Here is a 24,931-nt window from a genome sequence, read left to right as displayed (position 1 = left end):
TTTAGTCTTTTAAACGATGAGCCATCACATAACGGATCTCTGCAAAAGAAATAGTATCGGGCAAGTTACTCTTTATTGGATTAAGTCCCTCTTCATAGCTAAATTTTTCAAGGGCCTTTAAAATTAATTTTTGTTTCTCTTTACTTACCAGGTCATCAATAATAATTTCGCCAGTAGTGATGTATGGAACAAGGTGAGACTGAATTGTACTAGTAGTAACACCCCGCTGTTTTGCTATTTCTTCTACGCTTATACCTTGTTTGTAAAGAAGGTATGTTTGTTCTTTTGTATTTACTTTTTTTGGTTTCTCCTCGCCATCGTTTGCGTTTTTTTTCGTTTTCTTCTCCTTACTGGTATTAAGAGCCGCTATATTTGTTTCGAGGTCATGCTCATTCATGTAACCTTTAATGATATGAAGAAACTCATCTCCAAAAGCATTTACTTTAGCCTCACCAAAACCGGATATACGCAGCAAACGATCAGGCGTATCGGGTAGATAATTTGTGAGTTCGATTAAAGTTTTATTGCTGGCTACCAGGTAAATGGGTTTATGACTATCGTTACAAATCTCATCACGCTTCAATATCAGCTCACGGTAAAGAGCGGGGTATTTAACATCCACCGAAACTTTTGTATTTTTTGAGCTGGCGTAAATGTTAAGTTTAAAATCGGGGAAAACCAGCTTCAATTTATTTTTTACAAAATCTGAAAATAAAAATCCGCCTGTTAATGTTTTTATCAATGCATGCTTTTGAAAAAGCCCGTCAAACATAAGCTGTAGAAGTTCGTTAGCTTCAGTAGCTGCTTCTTTGCTTTCTGTATTCAAACTGCAGTTCTTAAGATCATCAGTAGCTTTTTTTAATTCCACTTCAAAATAAACTGCAGCTTGCTTTAATCTTGCTTGTAAAGTTTCGTCTGTTTCCGGACTAGATGCGTTATCAATAAGATTTGAAAGTTGAAATTTAAATCTGTTTGAAACCTCGTTAATTGATTCTATCCTTGAGAAAAAAGTTGCTGACCAGTTAAGGCCATCGGCATTCATACGAGCGTTGTACATTTGAAGAACGCCTCCAAGATCTTTACGTATCTGAAGTTGATCAGACAAATCAAAAAGATTGACTAAAACAGTTTTAATGAAAGAACGTTGTGACGAAGAAAAAATAGAATTTACCTGTTCGTTGTTTTGCTTGGTTGTGGCAAAGTTCAGAATGTTATTATCGTTCATCAAACTTGTTCTGCTTATGCGAGAACTTAAGGTTAGCCCGCTTAAACTTCTGCAACGGCTCAAAGCTACGTATACTTGCCCTGCACTAAAAGATTCTGCCGCATCAATAATTAACTTATCAAAGGTTAGGCCCTGGCTTTTATGAATTGTTATTGCCCAGGCGAGCCGCAAGGGATATTGTGTATAGGTTCCAAGAACCTCTTCATTAACATGTTTGGTTGATTTATCAACTTTGTATGAGACGTTGGACCAGGTTTCTTTTCCAACTTCAATTTCGTAGTGATCTTCATCACACTTAACTTTTATTTTCTCGTTATCGATATAGGAAACAATTCCTATTTTTCCGTTGTAATAATTTTTTTCGCTGTTGTTTTTAAGGAACATTACACGGGTTCCTTTTTTTAAAACAAGCACTTCGTCGGCAGGAAAATTGCGATCGGAAAAGATGCCATCTACTTTTGAACGGAAGCTATACTCTTTGCCTTCGAGTTCTTTCAGATTTCGGGAATTTATTTCTTCCGCTTTTCGGTTGTGAGTGGTAAGTGTAATATTATCGCGGTAGTCTTCTTTGGTAATGTTGGCTTTGTAATGTGAGTTAAGTAGATCTAAACTTTCCAGGTCGAGATTATTATTACGCACTTTATTTAAAAGTCCGATAAAAGTTTGTTCGCTCTGGCGGTAAATTTTATCCAGCTCGATATAGACCGGCGGATTTCTACGCATGACCAGGCTATCGAAAAAATAAGCGGTGGGATAAATTTCGCTTAAGAATTTCCATTCTTCCTGCTGAACAACCGGGGGAAGTTGGTACATGTCGCCGATTAACAGAACCTGCACGCCACCAAAAGGCAGATGCCATTTTTTTCGGGTATGCCTAAGTGTGACATCCATCTGATCTAACAGATCGGCGCGCACCATACTGATCTCGTCAATAACCAGCAATTCAAGACTTCTGAAAATAGCCAGCCGTTGCGAATTGTATTTTAAAGTAGGAAGGTTTTTTGTCGAATCAATTTCGCCACTTTCTTTTAAGGCCGGTAAAAAAGGAGTGAAAGGAAATTGAAAAAAGGAATGAATGGTAGATCCACCGGCGTTAATGGCGGCAACACCTGTAGGTGCTACGATGGAGATTTGCTTAAAAGTATTTTGTTTGATATACTTTAATAAAGTTGTTTTACCTGTACCGGCTTTCCCAGTTAAAAAAATGATCTGATCCGTGCGATTCACGAAATTTAATACTTGTTCAAACTGTGGACTTATTTCTATGGTGCTCATTACGAGGGCAAAGTAAATCAAAAAAATTATAAACGCAGGTTGAAAAAAATAAACTTTGCTTAACTTAGGGGAAATAAGATTAAGTGTTGATTTTAAAGAACAAATTATGATCCATTATAAACTTTTCTGTGGCGGAGAATTTCTTGCGAATGCTTCCGAACATCCGGTTAAAAATAAATTCACAGGCAAAACTTATGCTATAACTTACCTTGCCGATAAAACTATTTTGGATAAGGCTATAAAGTCTGCAGAGAAAGCAAAGTCTTTATGCAAGGAATTATCTTCCCTGGAAAAATATACAGCTTTAAAATTTATTTCGGATGAACTCGAAAAGGATAAAAAGCGCCTGGCCGAAGTACTTGCCATTGAGAGCGCAAAACCTTTTGTTTATGCTCTTACGGAGATTGAACGTTCTATTCAAACCTTTTTAATTGCTGCCGAAGAATGTAAACGTTTGCCTAAGGAATATATGAGTCTTGACTGGACAGCGAATGGAAAAAACAAAGAAGGCATTGTAAATTATTTTCCGATTGGCATTGTTGCCGGAATCTCTCCTTTTAATTTTCCAATGAATTTGGCAGTACATAAAATTGCGCCGGCGATTGCGGCAGGCTGTCCGATTATCTTAAAACCGGCATCCTCTACTCCACTTTCTACTTTAGAACTTGCCAAAATAATTACAAGAACTAATCTTCCTAAAGGCGCTGTATCTATTTTACCGATGGACCGAAAGACCGGAAATTTATTGGTGACCGATGAACGCATACAACTATTAAGCTTTACCGGCTCGCCTGACATCGGCTGGGAATTAAAAAAACAAAGCGGTAAAAAGAAAGTGGTATTAGAACTCGGCGGAAACGCAGGGGTTATTGTTTCCGATAAAAGTGATTACAAAAAAATTATTGAAAAATGCGTGATGGGAGCATTTTCTTATAGCGGACAAATTTGCATTCATGCTCAACGCTTTTTTGTACATGAAAAAATTTATGCAGACTTCGTAAAATTAATGCAGGCTGAAACAAAAAACCTTGTCACTGGAAATCCCTTAAAAAAAGAAACAAAACTTTCTGTGATGATAGATGAAGAAAATGCTATACGCGTGGAAGATTGGGTAAATGAAGCTGTTGAAAAGGGTGCAGAGCTTTTGAGTGGTGGACGAAGAAAAGGAAGTTTTTACGAGGCCACCATTTTAAGTGGTACAAAAAAAGGAATGAAAGTTTATGACGAAGAAGTTTTTGGCCCGGTAATTTGTCTTGAAAAGTATAACGGTAAGATAGAAGACGCTGTAAAAAAAATAAACGATACAAAATTCGGTTTACAGTGCGGTGTATTTACCGATTCAATAGCGGAGCTTGATTACGTATACAGACACGCTGAAGTGGGCGGTGTGATTCATAACGATGTACCTACTTTACGTTTTGATCAGATGCCTTATGGAGGCATAAAAGAAAGCGGACTTGGAAGAGAAGGAGTAAAATATGCCATTCACGATATGATGGAGGCGAAGGTTCTGGTGAAATAAAATTTAAAACGTTTTAGTAATTGAGATGTGCACCAGAGCCTATGTTTAACTCTGTTTGCAGAGGGAGAGCGAGAATCTTCTCACTCTTATTTTGAGAAAATTTTAAAGAAACACGACTGGCACCCGGTTACTTTTTTTCATTTACAGTAGTGTTTTCGTTAAAAAACAGTGATTATGTCACGGGATTTACTATTTTTATCTATCTCCATTTTTGTATAACCCAATAAAACCCTCATTCATGAAAAAAAACTACTCTGTAATTTTGATGCTTGTTTTCGGATTTATCCTGCAAAACAAGACGTCTGGCCAGTGCGCCACAACGGCAAGTTTAAGTTCCGCCACCAACATGGTTGGATTATTCAGGAACAATAGCAGTGCCATTGCTGCCAATAAAGCTCTGAACAGTATTGTATTCATTCATCGTCATCATGTTGCAACATTTGGGGGCAACTCCGGTAATTTAAGATTTGATGTTTCCACAAATGGAGGTAGTTCGTGGACCTCAAATCAGGGGCCTGTAAATCCTCTAAGTTCTAGTTACGGGCGCTATCCAAATGTTGCCATTTACAATCCGGCAGCAAATACGAACACAGCAAATGCTTATTTAAGTTATTTAGCTCCAACCGTTGCAACGGCCGTTGCAGCGTTTAACGGTGATGTATCAGGCGTTTCTAACTTTAGCGGTGGCGGAATCACTGAAACCTACAATCAGAACGGTATTGGGACTACCTATCTACCGGCTTCTCTGGTAACAGGATCTGCAGGTGTTATGTGGGCTATCGAGCCGCTGGTTAGCACGAATGGTTACAATATTTATAAGGGTGTGTGGAATAGCAGTACCTCCGATTTTGTTTGGTCTCTTAACTACTCAGTAACACCTGCCTTCAGCTATTTTCCCTCCAGTGTGACTTCAGATTACAACATCGCTTTTGATCCAACGGGTACAACAGGATATATTTGTTTTACCGGGCACCTTTCTGGAAGCGGTCCTGCGGACGCAACCTTGTATCCGATTTTGTACAAAACCACTAACGGCGGCACTTCATGGACCGGTCCAATTGTTGTGGACGTTACCAAATTTGGTTGTGTAGCCTCTAATACCGTAAGCGGAAATTTACCCTCGATGAATACCAACCACGATCTTGTTGTGGATGCAAATGGCAATCCGCATATTTTAACCACTCTGGGAAATTCAAGCAGCTATGCCTTTAATTATACATACTGGCACCACATGTATGACATCACTTTAAAAAGTGGTTTCTGGGTGGCCTATGATTTAGGTAATGTTAACTGTGGCCCTAATGCATTCGGTGTTACTACAACTTTTGTGCAGGCTCAGGCGCCTCAAGCATCGCGTAGTGCAGATGGAAATAAGATTTTTTTTATATGGACAGACAATGCTGCCGCTTCTTTAGGATCAAGCATCACCAATCCCGACCTTTTTGGAAAAGCATATAATATAGTAAGCGATACATGGACTCCAACTAAAGATTTCACCTCTTGCAACTCTGCAATTGCAGGGAAAATGATGTTTCCTCATAGTGCTGCTGAAGCCCTTGAGCCCAGCAGTACTTCTTACCTGGTGCCATCTATGTATGGAGACCCTTCGGTAACTAACGATCTCGACCAGACGGCTAATTTTAAATACCTGGACAATATCACTTTCAGTACTTCTGAATTTTCACTTACTGTTCCGCCTGCAACGGTTACCATTAGTCCACCAGCCCCTTTGATTGCTTGCTCAGGCAGTAGCATTACGTTAAGTGTTGGCAGCATTGCGGAAGCTGTTTGGAGCAATAGTGCCACTACAACAACTATATCTATTACCTCAGGAACCATTACTACTTATTCAGTAATTGCGCAGGTAGGTTGTAATGTAGGTACTGCTTCTATTTCGGTGTCTAATTTAACTTTAGCTACAACTGCACTTACAAGCAGCGTATGTCCGGGTGGTGCAGCTAACTTCTCGGTTGCCGGCAATGCATTAGGCTATACTTGGACGCCGGGCGGAGTTTCAGGTGCAAGTGTTACATTAAACCCGAGCACCAATATTGTAACGCTCACAGCCATGGGAAGCGGAAGTTGCCTTATGACGCAAACAGTTTCAATAAATATCCTACCACTACCTAACGTTACAATTATACCACCTCCCGGTATTTGTCCTGGAGGCGGCGGAACATTCTCAGTTACAGGAAATGCGCTGGGTTATACCTGGACTCCTGGTGGCACAAGCGGCACAAGCGTTACCTTGAACCCAAGTCCGAATATAGTTACAGTTACAGCTATAGGAACCGGAAGTTGTTTAACAACCGAAACAGTTACGGTGAATGTATTTTCACTACCTAATGTAACAATCACCGGTTCTTCAAGCGTTTGTCCTGGAAGTTTGATCACATTGACAGCTACGGGAGCCCAGACGTATATATGGAATAATAATTCAACTGGTGATATATTTCAAGACTATGCAGCACCTAATATGGTTATTGTGTGTATAGGAACAGATGTCAATGGTTGCGAAAATACTCAAACCGTTAGTCTTGTAATGAAAGCTACTCCCACTCTTGTTGCGTTAAGCAGCCCTACATCAATTTGTGAAGGCGAATCCTCTTTGCTGTCCGTTTCCGGAGCGGTATCTTATTCGTGGAACGCAGCATCCTCTACTAATACTCTGATGGTAAATCCTACTGCCACATCTATTTACACAGTTACGGGGGTTGGTACTAATTCCTGTCAATCTACAAAAACCGTCGTTGTTGCCGTTAATGCTTTACCAACGCTAACTGTTAGCCAGGCAAAAGCCTTATTCTGTAAGGGAGAAAAAATTAAACTTACAGCCAGTGGTGCAGGGTCTTATACCTGGTCATCCCCAGCAGCAACCGGCTCTACGGTTCAGGTAAATCCCATTATTACTACTACTTATAATGTGATGGGTACTAACTCTGTTGGTTGTGTGTCTAATAAAGTTTATACTTTAACGGTTAGTCCCTGCACCGGAATAAATGAGCACGAATCGCGTTCTGCATTCATTATTTATCCAAATCCAAATAATGGTTCTTTTACGATCAAGTGTGAATCTGACGCCGTTTTACAAATCATAAACGAATTGGGTCAGGTGATTAGAACCCTTCCTGTTAACGAAAATAATTCCCATGAAATTTCTGTTCAGGATATTTCTAGTGGAATCTATTTTGTAATTGGAGAGACTGAAGGCAAACTCATAAAACAAAAACTAGTAATTGCCAAATAAGTTTCCGTTTGAAGACTGATAAACCGTCTACAACCTATCTAATAAGTATCAAATAACCCTTTTACTGAAAAGGAGGACTCTGAAAAGGTCCTCCTTTTTCATTATTTTTTCACTGATTACTAAAAATGAATTATCTTTGCGTTTCAGACAAGAAACCCAAAAACCCATTATATCGCTATTTCAATTCATTTTTAACATTACATGATCCAGGTTACGGAAACTTTCGTGCTCTTTATTTTCACTAAAGCAGCATAAATTAAGTGGCCGAAACATGTCTACTTAAAACACTTTACCCTAAATAAACGCAGTTAAATAAACACACAACAAATGAAACACCAATCCAGTCACAAGCCAATTTTACGCACACACAGCAGAGCTGCATTGTTTAGCCTGTTTTTCTTTTTAGGAACCATTGCAGTTTTCACTGCCCAGGTTAGTTATACCTTTACTCCTTGCGGAGCTACAGGGCAGTCGGGTCCTACCCAATTGATGGCTAATGCCACTTATACCAACACCAATTTAAGTGGATCCGTTACTGTTTCTTCAGGTATTCAATCCTTTACTATTCCTTCTTCCGGAAGTTATAAACTGGAAGCCTATGGAGCGGCGGGTGGTAAGCAACTGTATTCCGTTGGATACCCCGGAGGTTTAGGAGCCTATATCAGCGGCGTATTTACCTTTACTGCCGGACAAGTTGTAAAATTTCTTGTAGGTCAGAAAGGCAATGATACACAAGGCACCCCTGCAGATAATGCAGCACCAGGTGGTGGGGGAGGTTCGTTTGCCTTTTACAATGTAACCGATCCTCTGCCATTAATAGCAGCTGGAGGCGGAGGCGGGGGCGGAAGCGCCAGTTCAGGATCGATAGATGCATCTATTACCACTACTGCAAATCCTTCTATGACAGGTGCTGCAGGAGGCACTGCAGGAAATGGCGGAGGAGTTAATACCGGAGGAAACAGTTACTGGGCCGGTGGTGGCGCTGGATGGTTAACCGATGGAACCGGTGGGGCTAACTCCACTTCATATAGCTATTTAGCTGGAGGAAGTAGCGCGGCTGGCGGGAGAACCCCTGCCAATGGAGGCACTGGAGGTTTAAGATGGAACGACGGAACTGATGAAGGTGGCGATGGCGGATTTGGCGGCGGCGGAGGAGGAGGATCGGATAACATGGGAACCGGCGGCGGCGGTGGATTTTCAGGAGGCGGTGGAGCGAATTCCGGATCGTTTTACGCTAACTATACCGGTGGCGGTGGCGCTTCTTACAATGGAGGTACTTCTGCTGTTAATACCGCATCTGCTAATTCAGGACATGGACGTATTATACTAACACGCCTTTCTGGTGTAACTATTACAAAAACGGCTTCGATTACATGCTACGGATTATCTAATGCTGCATTAACTGCATCTGCCAGTGGCGGTACTGCTCCATACACCTACACATGGTCTACAGGAGTTATAGGAACCAGCATTACCGGCTTAGGAGTTGCAACTTATACCGTTTATGCAACAGATGCTGCATCCAATACTTATTCTAGCACTTATGTACTTACTCAACCTGCGCCTGTAACCGCATTAACGTCTACGCAAACCAACCTTACCTGCTACGGAGCAAGTAATGGTGTGTTAGGAATAACTGCCGGTGGGGGAACTCCGCCCTACACATACAACTGGTCACCTTCAGGAGGAACTTCTGCTGTGGCCAGCGGACTCAGCGCGGGATCTTACACCTGCATTGTAGCTGACGTTAATAACTGTATTACAGCACAGGTTGCCAGTATTACTCAGCCAGCCTCTACACTCAATGTGATAGGGTTTGCCACCAGCACGGCTGTTTGCTCCGGACAATCTTCAATTTTATTAGGCGGTGGGGCTTTAACTTATACGTGGACAGGCGGTGCAATAAACGGCGTAAGTTTTGCTCCAGCAGCAACTTCTAACTATACCGTAACCGGCACCGACGTAAACGGTTGTACCGCCAGCGCCACTGTTGCTATCGTGGTAAATCCCCTTCCTCCTGTATCTATTACTGGTCCGAGTGTTATTTGTACAAGCAACAGCGCAACACTAACAGTTAGCGGTGCTAATACCTATACCTGGAGCACTGCAGCAACAAGTACAACTATCGGAATCAGTCCTTCCAGCACCACAACTTATTCTGTGTCAGGAACAAGCGCCAGCGGCTGTATTAATAGCAGCAGCAAGATGGTTACCGTTATTAATACCTCTCCTTTAATTACGGCAAATGCAAGTAGCACAGCAGCTTGTATTGGCAGCTCTATCACTCTTTTTGGCAGTGGAGGCTCCAGCTATAGCTGGTCTGGCGGTATTTCCGACAATGTTCCTTTTGCACCGACACTTTCAGCCACCTATTCCTTAACCGGTTTTAATGCTTGCGGAAGTGCTACAAGTTCTATTTTTATTCCGGTTAACACTTTACCGACTATTACTGCAAGTTCGAGCTCAAGTGCGGTATGCCTTGGAACATCTGCGACTTTGAACGGTGGCGGTGGTATTTCATATAGCTGGTCAAATGGTGTTACTAATAACTCCGCATTTTTACCCTCAGTAACCACTACCTATACTGTTACAGGAACGGATGCTAATAATTGCCAGAATACAGCAACGAAACAAATCATAGTTCATTCACTACCACCTGTTGTTGCAAATGCTACAAACTCCCTTGTATGTTTGGGTAATACGACCACGCTTTTTGGAAGTGGAGCTTTGAGTTACAGCTGGTCTGGTGGCATTACAAACAATACACCTTTTTCTCCCGCTAGTTCAAGCAACTACGTGGTAACAGGCACAGATGCTAACGGATGTCAGAATACAGCAACTGCCAGTATTACAGTTATCAATGCACCTGCGCTTACTGTCAGCGCTTCAAATCCTGCTGTTTGCCAGGGCAATTCAACAAGCCTTTCCGCATCGGGTGCTTTATCTTACACCTGGACAGGAGGGGTAACAAATAACGTTGCATTTAGTCCTTCCTCTACAGATACTTACACTGTTTACGGTACAAACAGCTGCGGTACAACTTCTAACATGATAACCGTAACCGTGAATCCATTACCAAATGTAACGGCTAACGCTTCTAATACTGTAACCTGCTATGGTAAACCTATTGCATTGTTTGGTGGCGGCGCGAGCACTTACACCTGGTCGGGAGGAATAACAAATAACGTGAACTTCTCACCCACTTCATCTGCCAGTTATACTGTAAATGGAACGGATTTAAATGGCTGCCAGAATTCAGCAGTGAAAGTTCTTACAGTAGTGGCTTTACCCGTTGTAACCGCTTCTGCGAGCAGTTCCGCGTTTTGTTTGGGTAACTCTACCACTTTAAACGGGGGCGGAGCTAGTACCTATGCCTGGTCAGGCGGTGTAACCAACAACGTTGCTTTTTCACCCAACTTTACCTCTGTATATACGGTGACAGGTACGGCGGCCAGCGGCTGTCAGAATACAACCGCTATAACGATAACGGTTTATCAATTACCATTTGTTTATGGCTACAGCAGTAATTCAAGCGTCTGTTTTTCAAATCAGACAACTTTATATGGAAGCGGCGCCAATAGTTATACATGGAGCGGTGGAGTTACCAATGGTACATCCTTCACTCCAACCGTTACAACTACTTATACTGTAAATGGAACAAATGCTACGACAGGCTGCACAAGTACCAATAACGCAGTTGTAACAATTGTGGTAAACCCTTTGCCTTCTTTAACCATTACACCAAGCAGCGCTTCTGTGTGCGCGGGGCAAACTTTAAGCTTACTGGCCAGCGGTGCTAATAGTTATATCTGGTCAAACAACGTAGCTAACGGCACTGCCTTTTTACCTTCAGGATCCAGTACTTATACTGTAACTGGATATAATTCTACTACCGGATGTCAAAATGTTGCCTATTATGCGGTGACTATAAACGCACTTCCCACTGTAACAGCCACAGTAAGTAATAATAATGTGTGTGCCGGAACAACAATTGTGTTTAACGGTACTGGAGCAAATACTTACACATGGAATGCAGGAATCATCAATGGCGCTCCATTCGTCGCTTTAAACAGTGGTAACTATTTTGTAAGTGGAACCAATACTTTGACAGGTTGCACCAGTACAAATGTATCCAGTCAGTACGTGAATGTTAACAGCTCACCGCTACTTGTTATCAGCATTAGCAATCCGACTGTTTGTTCAGGTATTCCAGTAACAATAACTACCTCTGGAGCAAACACTTATTCCTGGACCGGCGGAATTACTGACGGCGTGGCCTTTATACCTTCCGTAACCACTGTTTATACAGTGGTGGGTACAAGCACTGTGACAGGATGCAGTGCAACACAAACAAAAACTTTAATTGTGAATCCAACGCCTCAACTTGCCATTGTAAGTACTGTAACCGCAGCTTGTATTGGTACACCCATAACACTTCTTGCTTCAGGTGCTGACACTTATACATGGACCGGTGGCGTAGTTAACGGGGTGGCATTTTTTCCATCTGCAAGCGCTACTTATTCTGTAAAAGGTAAAAGCAGTACTACCGGCTGTGTAACGTCGAACACGCTTGCTATAAACATTCCCTTGTATGCACCCCCAGTAGTATCTTCGAGTGTAGACCTACCGGGAGTTTGTTTGGGCAGCACAGTGATATTTACATCCACTGGCGCTGATATTTATACATGGACAAATGGTCCTACGGAAGGACTTCCATTTGCGCCATCACAAACCGACACGTATGCAGTAACTGGAACCAGTACCCTTACAGGATGTACCAGCACAAATATATCTACACAAATGGTTTTTGTATACCCGCTTCCAGCATTGACTGTTGCAGCCAGTAGTTCTTTAATCTGCAGCGGTGAAAGCAATATATTAACCGTGGGAAGTACATCTTCTTACACGTGGAGCACGGGGCAAACGAGTTCAACAATCAGTGTTTCGCCAAGTGTAACAACCGTTTACAGCGCAACCGTAAAAAACTCAAACAATTGTTTAAATACCGCCAGCATAACCGTTGATGTGTCGGATTGTACAGGTTTAAGTGCTTTTTCAAAAACTTCCGCTTTGTTAGTTTATCCTAACCCTAACAATGGATCGTTTGTTATTAAAGCTGATGCAGAAATTACTTTACAAATTATAAATGACATAGGGCAAGTAGTGAAAACGTTGAACCTTGAAGAAAGAAATTCCCGCGAAATTTCGGTGCAAGATCTTCCTGCAGGAATTTATTTCTTAGTTGGTCAGGCAAATACGAAAGAAATCAAACAAAAAATAATCGTTACAAAATAAGAACCTTAAACCTTTTGAAAAGCCTGCCTGGTAAAACCGGGCAGGCTTTTTTTTGATCCTTTAATCCCATTAACAGCGGGAAAAGCGTGGTTTCCAACCAATTAAAATTTGTGGTTTAATTTAAGAACAGCACTGCGAAAAGACGCTAAAAAAATTATCTTTGTAAATCAAATTTTTAAAGAATGGGACGAATATTTCAGACTCGTAAAGCCACCATGTTTAAGCGTTACGCTAAAATGGCCAAAGCTTTTACCAAAATAGGACGTGAAATTGTAATTGCAGTGAAGGCGGGTGGTCCGCATCCGGAAGGTAACCCACGTTTGCGTATGATCATGCAAAATGCCAAGGCTATTAATATGCCGAAAGTGAATGTAGAATCTGCTATTAAACGAGCCAGTGAAAAAGACTCTGGTAACTACGAAGAAATTATTTATGAAGGATATGCACCGCATGGAGTACCTGTGTTGGTAGAATGCACAACCAATAACCCTACACGCACGGTTGCCAGCGTGCGACTTTATTTTAACCGCGCTAACGGAGCTTTAGGAACAAATGGATCTGTAAGCTTTATGTTTGACCGTGTAGTTCTCTTTAAAATTGACGCTGCGGGATTAAATAAGGATGATTTGGAATTAGAACTTATAGATTTTGGTCTTGAAGATATTGGTTTAGATGAAGAGCATAAACAATTTATTATTCAAACACAATTTACTGATTTTGGAAAAATGCAATCTGCATTAGAAGAACGGAAAATAAATGTACTTGAAACCAGTAAAACATACATTCCTACCACTACCAAAGAATTAAGTCCTGAGCAGGAAGCAGAAGTAATGGCCATGATTGAAAAGATGGAAGAAGACGACGATATTGAGGCTGTTTATCACAATATCGCTTAAACTTTGGAAAAACAATGGAAAATAAGATCCACTACTGATTCTCCTGATGGAAATAACCTTCAGGAAAAATTAAACGTAGACAGGGTGGTAGCGAGGCTTTTAAAGCTGCGCCAGGTTTTGAATTACGAAGAAGCCAAAACTTTTTTCAGACCTGAACTTAACCAATTGCATGACCCTTTTTTAATGAAAGGGATGCCAATTGCCATTGATCGTATTAATCTTGCGATTTCTAAAAATGAAAAAGTTCTGATTTTTGGTGATTATGATGTAGATGGCACTACAGCTGTTAGTTTAGTTTACAGTTTTTTTAAAGACCACATAAAAAACATTGCCTATTACATTCCCGATCGTTACAAAGAGGGTTACGGAATTTCTTTTAAGAGCATTGACTTTGCGGAGGCAAATAATTTTAGTTTAATCATTGCTTTAGACTGTGGTATAAAAGCCATTGACAAGGTAGATTACGCGAATGAAAAAAACATTGATTTTATTATTTGTGATCATCACCTTCCCGGAGCTGATTTGCCAAAGGCTGTAGCGATACTCGACCAAAAGCAAAACGACTGTCCGTATCCTTACAAAGAACTCAGTGGCGCAGGCATTGGCTTTAAGCTAATACAAGCTTATTCACAAAAAAATAATTTACCGCAGGAAAAGTGTTACAATTACCTCGACCTTGTTGCTACCAGTATAGCAGCAGATATAGTTCCAATAACCGGTGAAAACCGTGTGATGGCCTATTTCGGACTCGAACAAATAAATTCTGATCCAAGACCGGGAATTAAAGCATTGTTGAATATAAATCAGCAAAAAAATCCGGCAAACATAAGTACGCTGGTATTTACACTCGGCCCAAGAATAAATGCCGCAGGCCGTATAGATCATGGTAGTAAAGCCGTAGAGCTTCTTACCTGTGAAGACGATGCGCAAGCTGATAAATTTGCAGCGGCGATAAATGATACAAATACAGAACGACGGGATCTCGATTTAGGTACAACCACGGAAGCTTTTGAATTACTCGATAACGATGTGTTGACTGCTACGAAACGCACTACGGTTCTTTTCAACGAACATTGGCACAAAGGTGTGATTGGAATTGTTGCTTCGCGCTTGATTGAAAAGTATTACCGTCCTACAATTATATTAACTGAAAGCGACGGAAAAGTAACTGGCAGCGCAAGAAGCGTGAGAGAATATGACGTTTATAGTGCTATCGAAAAATGCAGCGATCTGCTTGAGCAATTCGGAGGGCATAAATTTGCAGCAGGACTTTCATTAAAAAAAGAAAACGTAGAAGCATTTAAAACAAAATTTGAGTCCGTGGTTTCGGCGTCTATTACAGCCGATCAGTTAATTCCAAAAATTGAAGTGGACATTGAATTGGAACTACATGAAATTACCGATAAGCTTTTAAGGATACTCAAACAATTTGCGCCTCATGGTCCGGAGAACATGACACCCCTGTTTTGCGCCCGATCTGTTTTTGATACCGGCTGGGGACAGGTTTTTGGAAATAACCATTTAAAACTGGAGCTTTTTCAAAAATCAAATCCTAACATTCGTTTCCAGGCATTGGCTTTTGATAAAGGAGATTATGTAAATTTCTTTCAACGTAAAACTCCAATGGACATTATATTCAGAATACAGGAAAATGAATTTAAAGGTGCAACTACGATTCAACTTGTTATTGAAGACTTAAGAGTAAGTCAATAAAATTTTCATTTCAAATTTTTCCGGATCAGGTGAGTCAGCCTCCAATAGAGCGCGACAGCTACAAAGACAAGAGAACTCAAGAGAGCGATCCAAATGCCCATAGTTTCAAGTTTTATTTTAAAGGCAAGAAAATATGCAAGAGGCAAGGCAATTACCCAATAACCAATAAGTGTAATCAGGGTTGGAACTTTTACATCTTCCAGTCCGCGCAAAATACCGATAATGGTAACCTGCATGCCATCGAAGAGTTGAAACATGGCCGCAATAATTAATAACGTAGATGCTAATTCTATGATTTGCGGTTCAATGCTAAAAGCTAAAGGCAGATATTTATGGCCAATCAGAAATAAAATTCCAAAAGTTCCCATAACTATTAGAACCAATTTAATAGCTGTGAAAGAGGCGGTTTTAATTCCAATCCAATCGTTTTGAGCTTTGAACACTCCTGCACGTATAGTGGCCGCTGAAGCAACACCTGTAGCAAACATATAAGTGAAGGAAGCCATAGATAAAGAAATGCCGTGAGCGTCCATTTGTTCCTTTCCAAAACTTCCTGCCATGAGTCCAGATATGGCAAAGGCAGCCACTTCAAAAGTAAATTGCATCGCCGAATTAAATCCAATTTTCCAGAGCTCTCTTAATTCTTTCCAATTCACTCTGACAGTTTTAAAAACCGTGTTCAATTCGCGTGTTACAGGAGAACGAAAAATTAAAAGCAGGAAAGAAAGTCCCATAAAAAGCCGCGCTATAAAAGAGGCCCAGGCTGAGCCCATGTAACCCATTTGCGGCATTCCCAGCTTACCGTAAATGAGCATGTAATTCAATATAATATTCAGAATATTTCCGGCAACACTTATTATCAGTGCCATTCGTGTATTGCTTAAGCCTTCGCAATATTGTTTACTAACAAAAAATAAAGAGACCGGAAGAATAGAAAAAATAAGAACATCAAAAAAAGGAATTGCTAACTTAATAACTTCAGCCGGTTGCTGCATATAATTCACTAGTCCCGAAGCCATAAATAATACCACAAAACACATCATAGCAACGGTCAAATTCAAGAACAAAGAATTCTTGAACAGGGATGCTTTTTTCACAAGATCATTCTTTTCATGTGCCGCATTTACTAAGGGAGTTGTTGCATAACTCATCCCTATAGTAAAAACAAGAAGCATCACATACAGATTGTTGGCCACAAACCCAGCTGCCTGTTCAGCCGGACCAATACGTCCAAGGAAAATATTGTCCACTATGCCCGTAATAATCTGCCCCACCTGCGTAATAACAAGCGGCCATGCCAGGTGAATGGTGTCTTTTGTATGAGTATTTTTAAAAAAGCCGGGGGCCATAAAAGTTTGCAAAGATAGTTTAATTCGCAAGAAGCGAAAAACCAGCTGATGAAGGAAGGTTGGAGAGAAGATTTTATTTTTTGACTTCCGCTTTTTTCTCGTCAGGAGATAGCGCTTTTGTAAGCCAACTGCGAAGGTCATTTAATTCATTACCAGAAACGGAGTGCGGCATCTCGTATGTTTTGTAAATGATTTGACTGACTCCTTTCTCTTTAAGAAATGCGCTTGCCTTTTCAGCTTCTGTTAGTTTGATAACATTGTCTGATGTTCCGTGCCCTATAAAGAATTTTATTTTCTTCAATTGCATTAAATTTGTTTTCTGCAGTTTACTTTCTTCCATGAGTCTTCCACTCAAAGCTACGATACCCTTTATTTTTTGCGGACTATGCAAGGCGATATCGTACGACATAATTGTTCCCTGGCTAAAACCTAAGAGAAAAACCTGGGTGCTATCCAGTTGGTAGGCTCTACAGGCATTGCTAATGAAGGATAAAATTTTCGCACGACTTACTTCCGCTTGTTTATAATCGTATTTAAAATCTCCGTTTGGAAAACGGTCCAACTCATACCAGCAATAGCCCTGCTCTTTCGAATCATTTGGCGCTCTCAATGAAAACGTGATAAATTTGGGATCCATGGTTTTTGCCAGATCAAAAAGATCAGATTCATTGCTACCATAGCCATGTAATAAAATCAGTACCGGCGTTTTTGCGGTTTTCTTAGAAGGAAGATGAACAGAATAGGTCAGCGTTGTATTTACCTTTTGTGAAAACACAGACTCTGCAAAAACAACACACAAAAGCAATACTAAAATCCTCTTCATATTATCTCCCTCTTCTTTTTTTATGATCTATGAATTTTGTCTTTTTTTGTTCTTCGGCACCCCGAGAACTATTGGAAGATTTTTTATCCTGTTGATCAGCGAAAGCATAAGTTAATTGTTTTTTAATAAGATCTGCCTCCACAACTACAATCTTTACCGGATCTCCGAGAGCATAAATCTTATTTGTATTTTTTCCTATGTAACGGTAATTATCAGGATCGAACATAAAATGATCACCTTTTAAATCGCGGCTCCGAATCATTCCTTCACATTTATTTTCAACAACTTCTGCGTAGATACCCCATTCTGTTACACCGCTTATGACCGCGTCAAAACTCTCCCCTACTCTATCTTTCATAAACTCAACCTGTTTGTATTTGATAGAAGCACGTTCCGCTTCCGCCGCTGTGCGTTCCATGTCACTGCTGTGTTTACTTAGAAACTCCAGTTCATCTTTTCCGGAATAAATTTTACCATTTAAGCGAGCTTCCAGTAAGCGGTGTACGAGAACATCAGGATAACGACGAATTGGCGAAGTGAAATGGGTATAGAAATCGAATCCCAAACCATAGTGGCCCACATTTTTTGTCGTGTAAATCGCTTTCGGCATACTTCTAACAGCGAGAAGTTCCATCATACTTTGTTCCTTTTTATTTTTTACATCCACCAATAATTTATTAATAGATTGTGCCACTTTTTGTTTGTTTCCCAAATCCATTTGATAACCAAACCGTGCAGCAAAACCGCTGAGTTCCTGCATCTTCTCATCACTTGGAATATCATGCACACGATAAACGGCCACATCTTTAGCATCTTCTTTGCCCTTATTCTTAGCTGAAGATTTTCCTTTGGTCTCTTCTTTACCGCCAATAAACTCTGCTACTTTTTTATTCGCGAGTAACATAAAGTCTTCAATGAGTTTATGCGCATCTTTTTGTGTCTTAAAAAATACGCCAATCGGATTGCCTTCGTCATCCAATTTGAATTTCACTTCTGCTTTGTCAAAAAAGATAGAACCTTTTCGTTGACGCTCGTGTCTTAACTTTTTTGCGAGACGATCTAAAACTAAAATCTGATCTTTATAATCACCATCACCAGTTTCTATAATTGTTTGAACTTCTTCGTAGGAAAAACGACGGTCGCTATAGATGACCGTTTTACCAAACCATTGACTTTGAATTTGTGCGTCATCATCTAATTCAAAGACAGCACTAAAAGTATATTTTTCTTCGTGCGGGCGAAGTGAGCAAACAAAATTACTCAGTACCTCCGGTAACATCGGAATAACCCGATCTACCAAATACACACTGGTAGCACGGTTCACTGCTTCCTTATCCAAAATGGTTCCTACTTTTAAATAATGGGTTACATCTGCAATGTGAACACCTATTTCCCAAAAACCGTTTTCGAGACGTTGAATAGATAAAGCATCATCAAAATCTTTTGCATCAGCAGGATCTATGGTAAATGTTGGAATACCACGAAAATCGCGACGTTTTGCAATTTCTGCGTCAGTAATTTCGGTCGGCAATTTTTTAGCATCGTATTCTACAGCATCCGGAAAATGATCCGGTAAGCCATATTCGGCCATGATGGCATTCATTTCTGTTTTGTGCTGTCCCGGGAAACCCAGCACATCCGTTACAGAACCCGTAGGATTTTGCTCTCCCGCTTTCCATTCTTTTAATTTGATCAAAACTTTCTGACCGTCCTGTGCGCCGTTAATATCGCTGCTGCGGATAAAAAAATCTACGTGAATTTTATGGCTGTCAGGTACTACAAAGGCAAATTTTGGATTGATTTTAATTGTCCCAACAAATTCTGTTTTAGCCCGTGTAATTACTTCCACAACTTCCCCTTCTCGTCTGCGGCCACTGCCGCGCTTTGGAAAAAGATAAACTTTTACAAGGTCTCCCTGCAAAGCGTCTTTCGATTTTTTGGCCGGAATAAAAATATCCGCTTCATTTTCATTAAACACAACAAAGGCAGTGCCCTGGCTGGTAAAATCAATAGTACCCGTAACGTATTGTTTCGTTTCTTTGATCTGGTACTTGCCTTTATCTTTTTCGATTACAAACCCTTGTTGCTTTAATAGTTCAAGGGCTTCAATCAGCTGAAGCCTTTCCTGATCGTTGTTTATTTCCATTGCAGCGCCAAGCTGCTTGTAATTAAATGTTTTTGAGTCGTTATGTTTTAAGAAGTCGAGTACCTCTTCAAAAAGATAACGTTGTGGTTTTTTGTTTTTTGACATATGTATATAAAATTAAACATAATTAAAAAAACACAAGACTCCTTGTCTTATTATTAACAATAATTTATGATTGTCAGGTGTTTTCGTAAGAATGCGCCTTGATGCGTCTACTTAGCAGGCATCCGTGCGCTTTATTTGCTTGTGCGCAACTCTTTACGGAGTAATTCGAAATATAATTTTAAGGGATAAGAACTATGTCCACGTGAGTAAGAAGCTCCCAATCCCACGCCTGAATCCAGAGTTCTAAATTCTTTTTTTATAAGCTCAGTAAAATAGTTTGTCATTTGTTTTTTATCCAATTTTGCTTTTTGAGTTTTAATTAAATAAATACGTGAAGAGTTTGGGAAGTCAACTATAGCCTGATCCAACTCTTCTACGTTTAGTTTCCTATTTAGCAAACCAAGCATGAGGTAGGTCCAGGCGAAACGTTCATCTTTATACTCCTTCCAGCCTTTCTTATCTGTTTCTGCGAGTTTTTGATGATCTACCGGCATAACGTGTGCATAGAGATTTAAAAACTCTACATCGTGAAGCTCTTCCGATTTCTCAAGAATTTCTTCGCCGCGAATTCTAAAAACGTCTGACTTTGTAAGCAGAGAATTTGTGAAACAAACCTCCAGGAAATCAGAAGCTACTTTGCCATTAGGCGGGAGCGGTTTTCCGTCGACTACGAAACTGTAAGTAACAAGAATATTTTTAATATACTGTTGCTGGTCCAGACTTTCATTCTGATTTTTTACCAAGGTATCTTCCTCTACTATACTGGCATTAATCATGTCCTGAATTTCTTTTTCTACTTCGGCCATCGTTTTATTATACACATCACTCACAATATCTGTCTCCTCTAAAGGAGGACGTTCTGACTTAACATCACTCAACGATTTCATTGTGTTAGTGCCTTCGGGAGTTTTTATTTTCACGTATGCTTCGATCAAACTATAGATCTCACTTTTTTTATCTAATTTTTCATTGGCCAAAGCAATGTCTGCGTTTAAAAATTCCTGATCGACCACCCCCTGATTCCACCAATCAAACTCCCAATTTAGATCCAGGTAAAACAAATCATAGAAGAAATTGAGATTGCCTTTTTTTATTTCGCTGCGGTAAAAATTCCGTTTGATATAAAGATTTTTCGCGCCATATATTTCATGAATAGCCGTTTCAATTTCAATATGGTGTTTTGCATGATCGGCCTCCACCCAATATTGAATGGACTTTTCGACCTTGCCAATATTCATATAACAATCTGCCAACCACACTTTCACCCTGAAATTTTCGGGAAAAGCGTCTGAAAATTGCTTGTAAAGATCAGCCGCTTCCGCATAGTTACCGCGGCGATGTTCTTCTATGGCATATTCAAGAATAAAATACAATTCGTTGGGTTTGCTTTTATAAGCCTGTCGATGGTATTCGTAGGCTACATCCGGATCAATAGAAAAAAGTGTGTTGGCTACTGCATTTTTTTCGTAAGGCGATTTTGCCTTTTTTTTAAAAACAGCAGAACAGGTGTCCAGGTCGTTCTGAATGACGCATGATAAATACAGATGCGCTGGGGTTTTCATGGCATGATTTGCCTCTACTAATTTTTTTTCATTAGTAGACAGCTTCTTCAGCTGGCAACTTGCCACCAGGAGAACAGGTAAAAGGTATTTTATAAAACCAACTGTTTTACTTAACACGGGGTTTATCTTAAGTATAAAAAGGTAAGAGGTCTATGAACCAAATGTAATGCAATTTTTGGCTAATTTCTTATTTCGGGTGGTTTATTTATGGTTAATTCCATCATCTAAAACGCAGGTAAAAAATTCCGAAAAAACTATTTACACTCGCCCTGGGTGTAATTTGTGATCCCGTTGCACTCTGCCTCACAGGCGTTGCTATAGGTTTTTTCATTGCAGCCGCATACCGGCTTATAGTCCATGGTGCAAATGCAGTTGGCTTTCGCTTTTTCTTTGCACTCGTTTTTGCTGCAGCTTGTTATAAAAATAAAACTCACATAACTCACTAAAACCCAATTTTTCATGGTGTTCAATTTATGGTTATGAATTTAAAGGATTTTTCTCTGAATACCGACGAGAGAAAATAAAAAAAGCTATCCTTAAAGGAACAGCTTTTTAAGAAACCAAGTAATTTCTCTTTATCTATAACAAGACTGTATAGTGTAAGTCTAATTCTAAATCCCTACTCTACCGCTCCTTCCATAAGACACGCTATTTACAATACGGAAGTAGTTGAAAAGAAACGTAAAGTGTTGAATACGCCTATTTCAATCAATTTTTTGTGTCTTAGGGGAGGAATGCTTAGTTGGCTCACTTTGCTCCCTCTTTATTGAACGTGCTTCCAACAGAACAAGAGCTAAAATGATAAGCACTTCAGAAACGAAATAAAACCAATCAAATATGGTAAGTGTTAAGCGGTATTTTATGAGCAGACATACGGTTAAGAAACAATAAGCATAATTTGCTCTGCTTATTCTTCCTAGAAATACAGCGTGATTGGTTTTAACAAAGTAAAAAGAGCAAAAAGAGTATATAAAAAATGTAAAGGCGATTGCTGCGAGTACTAATAACATATACCAGGGCATTCTAAACCAGGCTTCAAAAAAAAATCTGATAACCACAAGACCAATGGTCGTTAACAGAGCACCAACACTATCAATCAATAGAAATGTTTTCGGGTTAGACTCCAATAATGTTCTCATGAAATGAATTTGCTTTAATCTTCGTTGTTTTTTTGTAAGAGTTCTATAAAATGGCGGCACAGGTTTGAATATTCGCTAATGTCATCCAGTTTTAGGTTAATCATTTTTCGTTTATCTGTGTAAGTTACAAAATAATTTTGATCATGTTCTCGTGCGAATCTGGATGCCAAATTTTTGACGCAGATTAAAAGGATGGCACAGATTCATGTGCAAAATTTACATGTAGCAAACCGTTTATCTAATTCCAGATTTCATTTTTCTCCGTCAAAATAATGGGCCTGCCCTCAGTCACCACAATGGTATGTTCGTGCTGCGCCATATAACCACCTTTATTTCCGACCATTGTCCAGCCATCGCTCAAGGTTTCTGCAAAAGTGGAATCTGTTGAAATAAATGTTTCGATAGCAACTACTGAATTCTTTTTAAATCTGGTAACATTAAATTTATCTCTGAAATTTGCAATCTCCGAGGGCTCTTCGTGCAGACTTCTTCCCACGCCGTGTCCGGTTAAATTTTTAATAACCTTGTAGCCGCGTTTTTTAGCTTCTGTTTCTATGAGATGTCCGAGGTCTGAAATTTTCACGCCACCTTTTATGGAGTTAATTGCTTTTTCAAGAATTTCTTTTGAAGCGTCTACCAATTTCTGATGCCCGTGTTTGTCTTCGCCTATTATAAAAGAAGCGCCATTATCTGACCAAAAACCGTTGAGTTCGGCAGAGACGTCGATATTAATCAACTCCCCTTCTTCTAATATTTTTTTCTCTGAAGGAATTCCATGACAAAATTCCTTACCGGTGCTAATGCAGGTAAAACCGGGAAATTTATACGTTTCATAAGGCGCTGACTTAGCTCCGAAACTTTTTAAGATCGCTGCTCCGAATTCATCGAGTTCTTTGGTTGACATTCCGGCACGGGCATGGTTTTTCATTTCTTTCAAAGTGTGAGCAACTGCGTCGCTTACGGCTTTCATTCCTGCTAATTCTGATTCTGATGTTATGGACATATAGTGTAGTCTAATCTTCTACTTACTAAAGGTAAATAGATTTTGGTCAAAAAAGAAAATTGATTGTAGCGTTAAATAACGGCTATAAAACATATCCAAGCTCCCAAATATGTCCGAATGGATCTTTTAATTTTCCTATGCGCCAGTCTTCCTCTGTGGTCATAGGACAAATTTGCGTGGCGCCAAGTTTTAATGCCTGATCAAAGAGTTTGTCTGCGTTTTTTGTAGTTAAAATTATACGAACGGAGTTGTGTGATTTTAACCCAGGACTTAAATTATCAAATTCAGGCTCTTCATCGGCTACAAAAAATTCGGCACCTTCCATGTTTAGAACGGAAGATATTTTTTCATCGGGCAGATCGAAACGCTTTGTTTCTTTTGCTCCGAAGGCAGAGATATAAAATTCTACAGCTTTCTTTCCATCGTTAACGGTTAGGAAAGGTGTGATGCTAGTTTGTTTCATTGGTCACTATTTTTTATTGGGTGTTTATTTAGCCCGTTTTTAGTAAAGGAGGGGTGCTTCAATGCACCTTCAACGAGTCGAAAATTTTTCCTTTTATTCTGATTTTTATTTTTTGTCGAGACTTGCTAAATAAAGTTTTTCTGATAATTCATAAAGATTCGTTGCGTCGGTATTACTCATTACCAGTATAGTTTTTTTAGTATCAAGCGTATGTATCCAGTTTGAACATGAACCTGAAATGCCACCCGTTCTATAATAGAACTTCTCGTTAAAATTGCCCCAGCCGGTAGAGCCCCAAAAACCATATGCCGTGTATCCTAAGTTCTCATTTATTTCAAGCATTTTTTTGGTAGCATTTTCGGAAAGCATCTTATTGCTAAAAATAGCCGTATTAAAAATCAAAATATCTTCCACTGTTGAATACATGTTGCCAGCGCCAAAAAAGTTTTCAATAAAATAGGGAGCATCCTTAGAAAATATTTTTTTTGTAGTCTCAAATGTGTAGCTGCTGGATAAAGATTTGATAATCTCATCTGAATTTAAAACACCTGTATTGCCCATTTTTAATGGATTTAAAATGGTTTCCCGAAGAAATTCCTGGTAACTTTTTGTTGTGACGTTCTCTATAATTTTTTGTAAAATTATGTATTCAGTATTGCTGTAGCTGCTTTTTTCACCTGGAATACTTATCAGTTTACCTGAACAATACTTGTCGATGTATTCGTCTAAAGTTTTTTTTATTTGATAAGATTCCATTCCTAAAGGTTCCGCTTGATTCTCAATGCCAGAAGAATACGTCAATAATTGATGGATTGTCACTTTGTCTTTAGCTTCACCTTTGTATTTCGGAAAATAGTTCCCAATAGTTCCATTCAACTGAATTTTACCATCTTCATAAAGTTTCATGATCAAAACTGCTGTGAATACTTTTGTCATGGAAGCAATTTTAAATTTTGATTGAGGCACTAATTTATTTTCAAATTGTCTATCAGCAATCCCACTGCTTGCTAAATAATCAACTTTACCATCTGTGGCTACCAGCACAACACCATTGAAATTCATTTCTTTATTGTACTGGTTGACCAGATCTTGAAATTTATTTGTTTGCCCGTAATAACAAACGAACTTAAGAGCAAACAGTAGTAAAATCAGCGTCTTTTTCATAGTT

At 39.6% G+C, this 24,931-nt stretch carries 15 protein-coding genes; 5 read left to right on the top strand and 10 right to left on the bottom strand.

Annotated features, from left to right (window positions below):
- Window position 1: 1 nt before the first annotated feature.
- A complete protein-coding gene (locus CNR22_15480) occupies window positions 2–2,500 on the bottom strand; it encodes an aldolase (GenBank protein ID PBQ33121.1) in 2,499 nt (832 codons plus the stop codon).
- A gap of 106 nt (window positions 2,501–2,606) precedes the next feature.
- On the opposite strand from CNR22_15480, the gene CNR22_15475 reads away from it, so the two are divergent.
- The 5 genes from CNR22_15475 (at window position 2,607) to recJ (ending at window position 15,173) form a co-directional block, all read left to right on the top strand.
- On the top strand, window positions 2,607–4,022 hold the full coding sequence (locus tag CNR22_15475; GenBank protein PBQ33120.1) for an aldehyde dehydrogenase: 1,416 nt from the start codon (window positions 2,607–2,609) through the stop codon (window positions 4,020–4,022).
- A 238-nt stretch (window positions 4,023–4,260) separates the two neighbouring features.
- A complete protein-coding gene (locus CNR22_15470) occupies window positions 4,261–7,269 on the top strand; it encodes a hypothetical protein (GenBank protein ID PBQ33119.1) in 3,009 nt (1,002 codons plus the stop codon).
- A 327-nt stretch (window positions 7,270–7,596) separates the two neighbouring features.
- On the top strand, window positions 7,597–12,564 hold the full coding sequence (locus tag CNR22_15465; protein PBQ33118.1) for a hypothetical protein: 4,968 nt from the start codon (window positions 7,597–7,599) through the stop codon (window positions 12,562–12,564).
- A gap of 182 nt (window positions 12,565–12,746) precedes the next feature.
- Entirely contained in the window at window positions 12,747–13,460 is a 714-nt protein-coding gene (locus CNR22_15460) for a YebC/PmpR family DNA-binding transcriptional regulator (protein PBQ33117.1), read from the top strand.
- A gap of 3 nt (window positions 13,461–13,463) precedes the next feature.
- Window positions 13,464–15,173, top strand: a complete 1,710-nt coding sequence (recJ, locus tag CNR22_15455) for a single-stranded-DNA-specific exonuclease RecJ (GenBank protein PBQ33116.1) — start codon at window positions 13,464–13,466, stop codon at window positions 15,171–15,173.
- Window positions 15,174–15,178: 5 nt separating this feature from the next.
- Here recJ and CNR22_15450 read toward each other — a convergent pair whose 3' ends face one another.
- The 9 genes from CNR22_15450 to CNR22_15410 form a co-directional block, all read right to left on the bottom strand.
- Entirely contained in the window at window positions 15,179–16,663 is a 1,485-nt protein-coding gene (locus CNR22_15450) for an MATE family efflux transporter (protein ID PBQ33115.1), read from the bottom strand.
- A complete protein-coding gene (locus CNR22_15445; protein ID PBQ33114.1) occupies window positions 16,596–17,345 on the bottom strand; it encodes a hypothetical protein in 750 nt (249 codons plus the stop codon). The genes CNR22_15450 and CNR22_15445 overlap by 68 nt, the downstream gene beginning before the upstream one ends.
- A gap of 1 nt (window position 17,346) precedes the next feature.
- The gene (gene rnr / locus CNR22_15440) at window positions 17,347–19,596 is read right to left on the bottom strand and encodes a ribonuclease R (protein PBQ33113.1); all 2,250 of its coding nucleotides are present in this window, start codon (window positions 19,594–19,596) and stop codon (window positions 17,347–17,349) included.
- Between the two features lie 131 nt (window positions 19,597–19,727).
- Window positions 19,728–21,275 carry a hypothetical protein gene (locus CNR22_15435; GenBank protein ID PBQ33112.1) on the bottom strand — a complete coding sequence of 516 codons (1,548 nt, stop codon included), beginning with the start codon at window positions 21,273–21,275 and terminating at the stop codon, window positions 19,728–19,730.
- 137 nt (window positions 21,276–21,412) lie between these two features.
- Window positions 21,413–21,619 (bottom strand): hypothetical protein, encoded by a 207-nt coding sequence (locus CNR22_15430; protein PBQ33111.1) that lies wholly within the window; start codon window positions 21,617–21,619, stop codon window positions 21,413–21,415.
- Window positions 21,620–21,862: 243 nt separating this feature from the next.
- Window positions 21,863–22,297, bottom strand: a complete 435-nt coding sequence (locus tag CNR22_15425) for a hypothetical protein (protein ID PBQ33110.1) — start codon at window positions 22,295–22,297, stop codon at window positions 21,863–21,865.
- A 238-nt stretch (window positions 22,298–22,535) separates the two neighbouring features.
- Window positions 22,536–23,300, bottom strand: coding sequence for a type I methionyl aminopeptidase (gene map / locus CNR22_15420; protein PBQ33109.1), 765 nt, complete (start codon window positions 23,298–23,300; stop codon window positions 22,536–22,538).
- Between the two features lie 82 nt (window positions 23,301–23,382).
- Window positions 23,383–23,763 (bottom strand): glyoxalase, encoded by a 381-nt coding sequence (locus tag CNR22_15415; GenBank protein ID PBQ33108.1) that lies wholly within the window; start codon window positions 23,761–23,763, stop codon window positions 23,383–23,385.
- A 105-nt stretch (window positions 23,764–23,868) separates the two neighbouring features.
- Complete coding sequence (locus CNR22_15410) at window positions 23,869–24,927, bottom strand: serine hydrolase (protein PBQ33107.1); 1,059 nt, start codon at window positions 24,925–24,927, stop codon at window positions 23,869–23,871.
- Window positions 24,928–24,931: the final 4 nt, after the last annotated feature.

The organism is Sphingobacteriaceae bacterium (assembly GCA_002319075.1).
GTDB lineage: Bacteria > Bacteroidota > Bacteroidia > B-17B0 > Aurantibacillaceae > Aurantibacillus.
The sequence above is the reverse complement of the archived record's forward strand: the minus strand, read 5'-3'. Positions and strand labels throughout refer to the sequence as shown.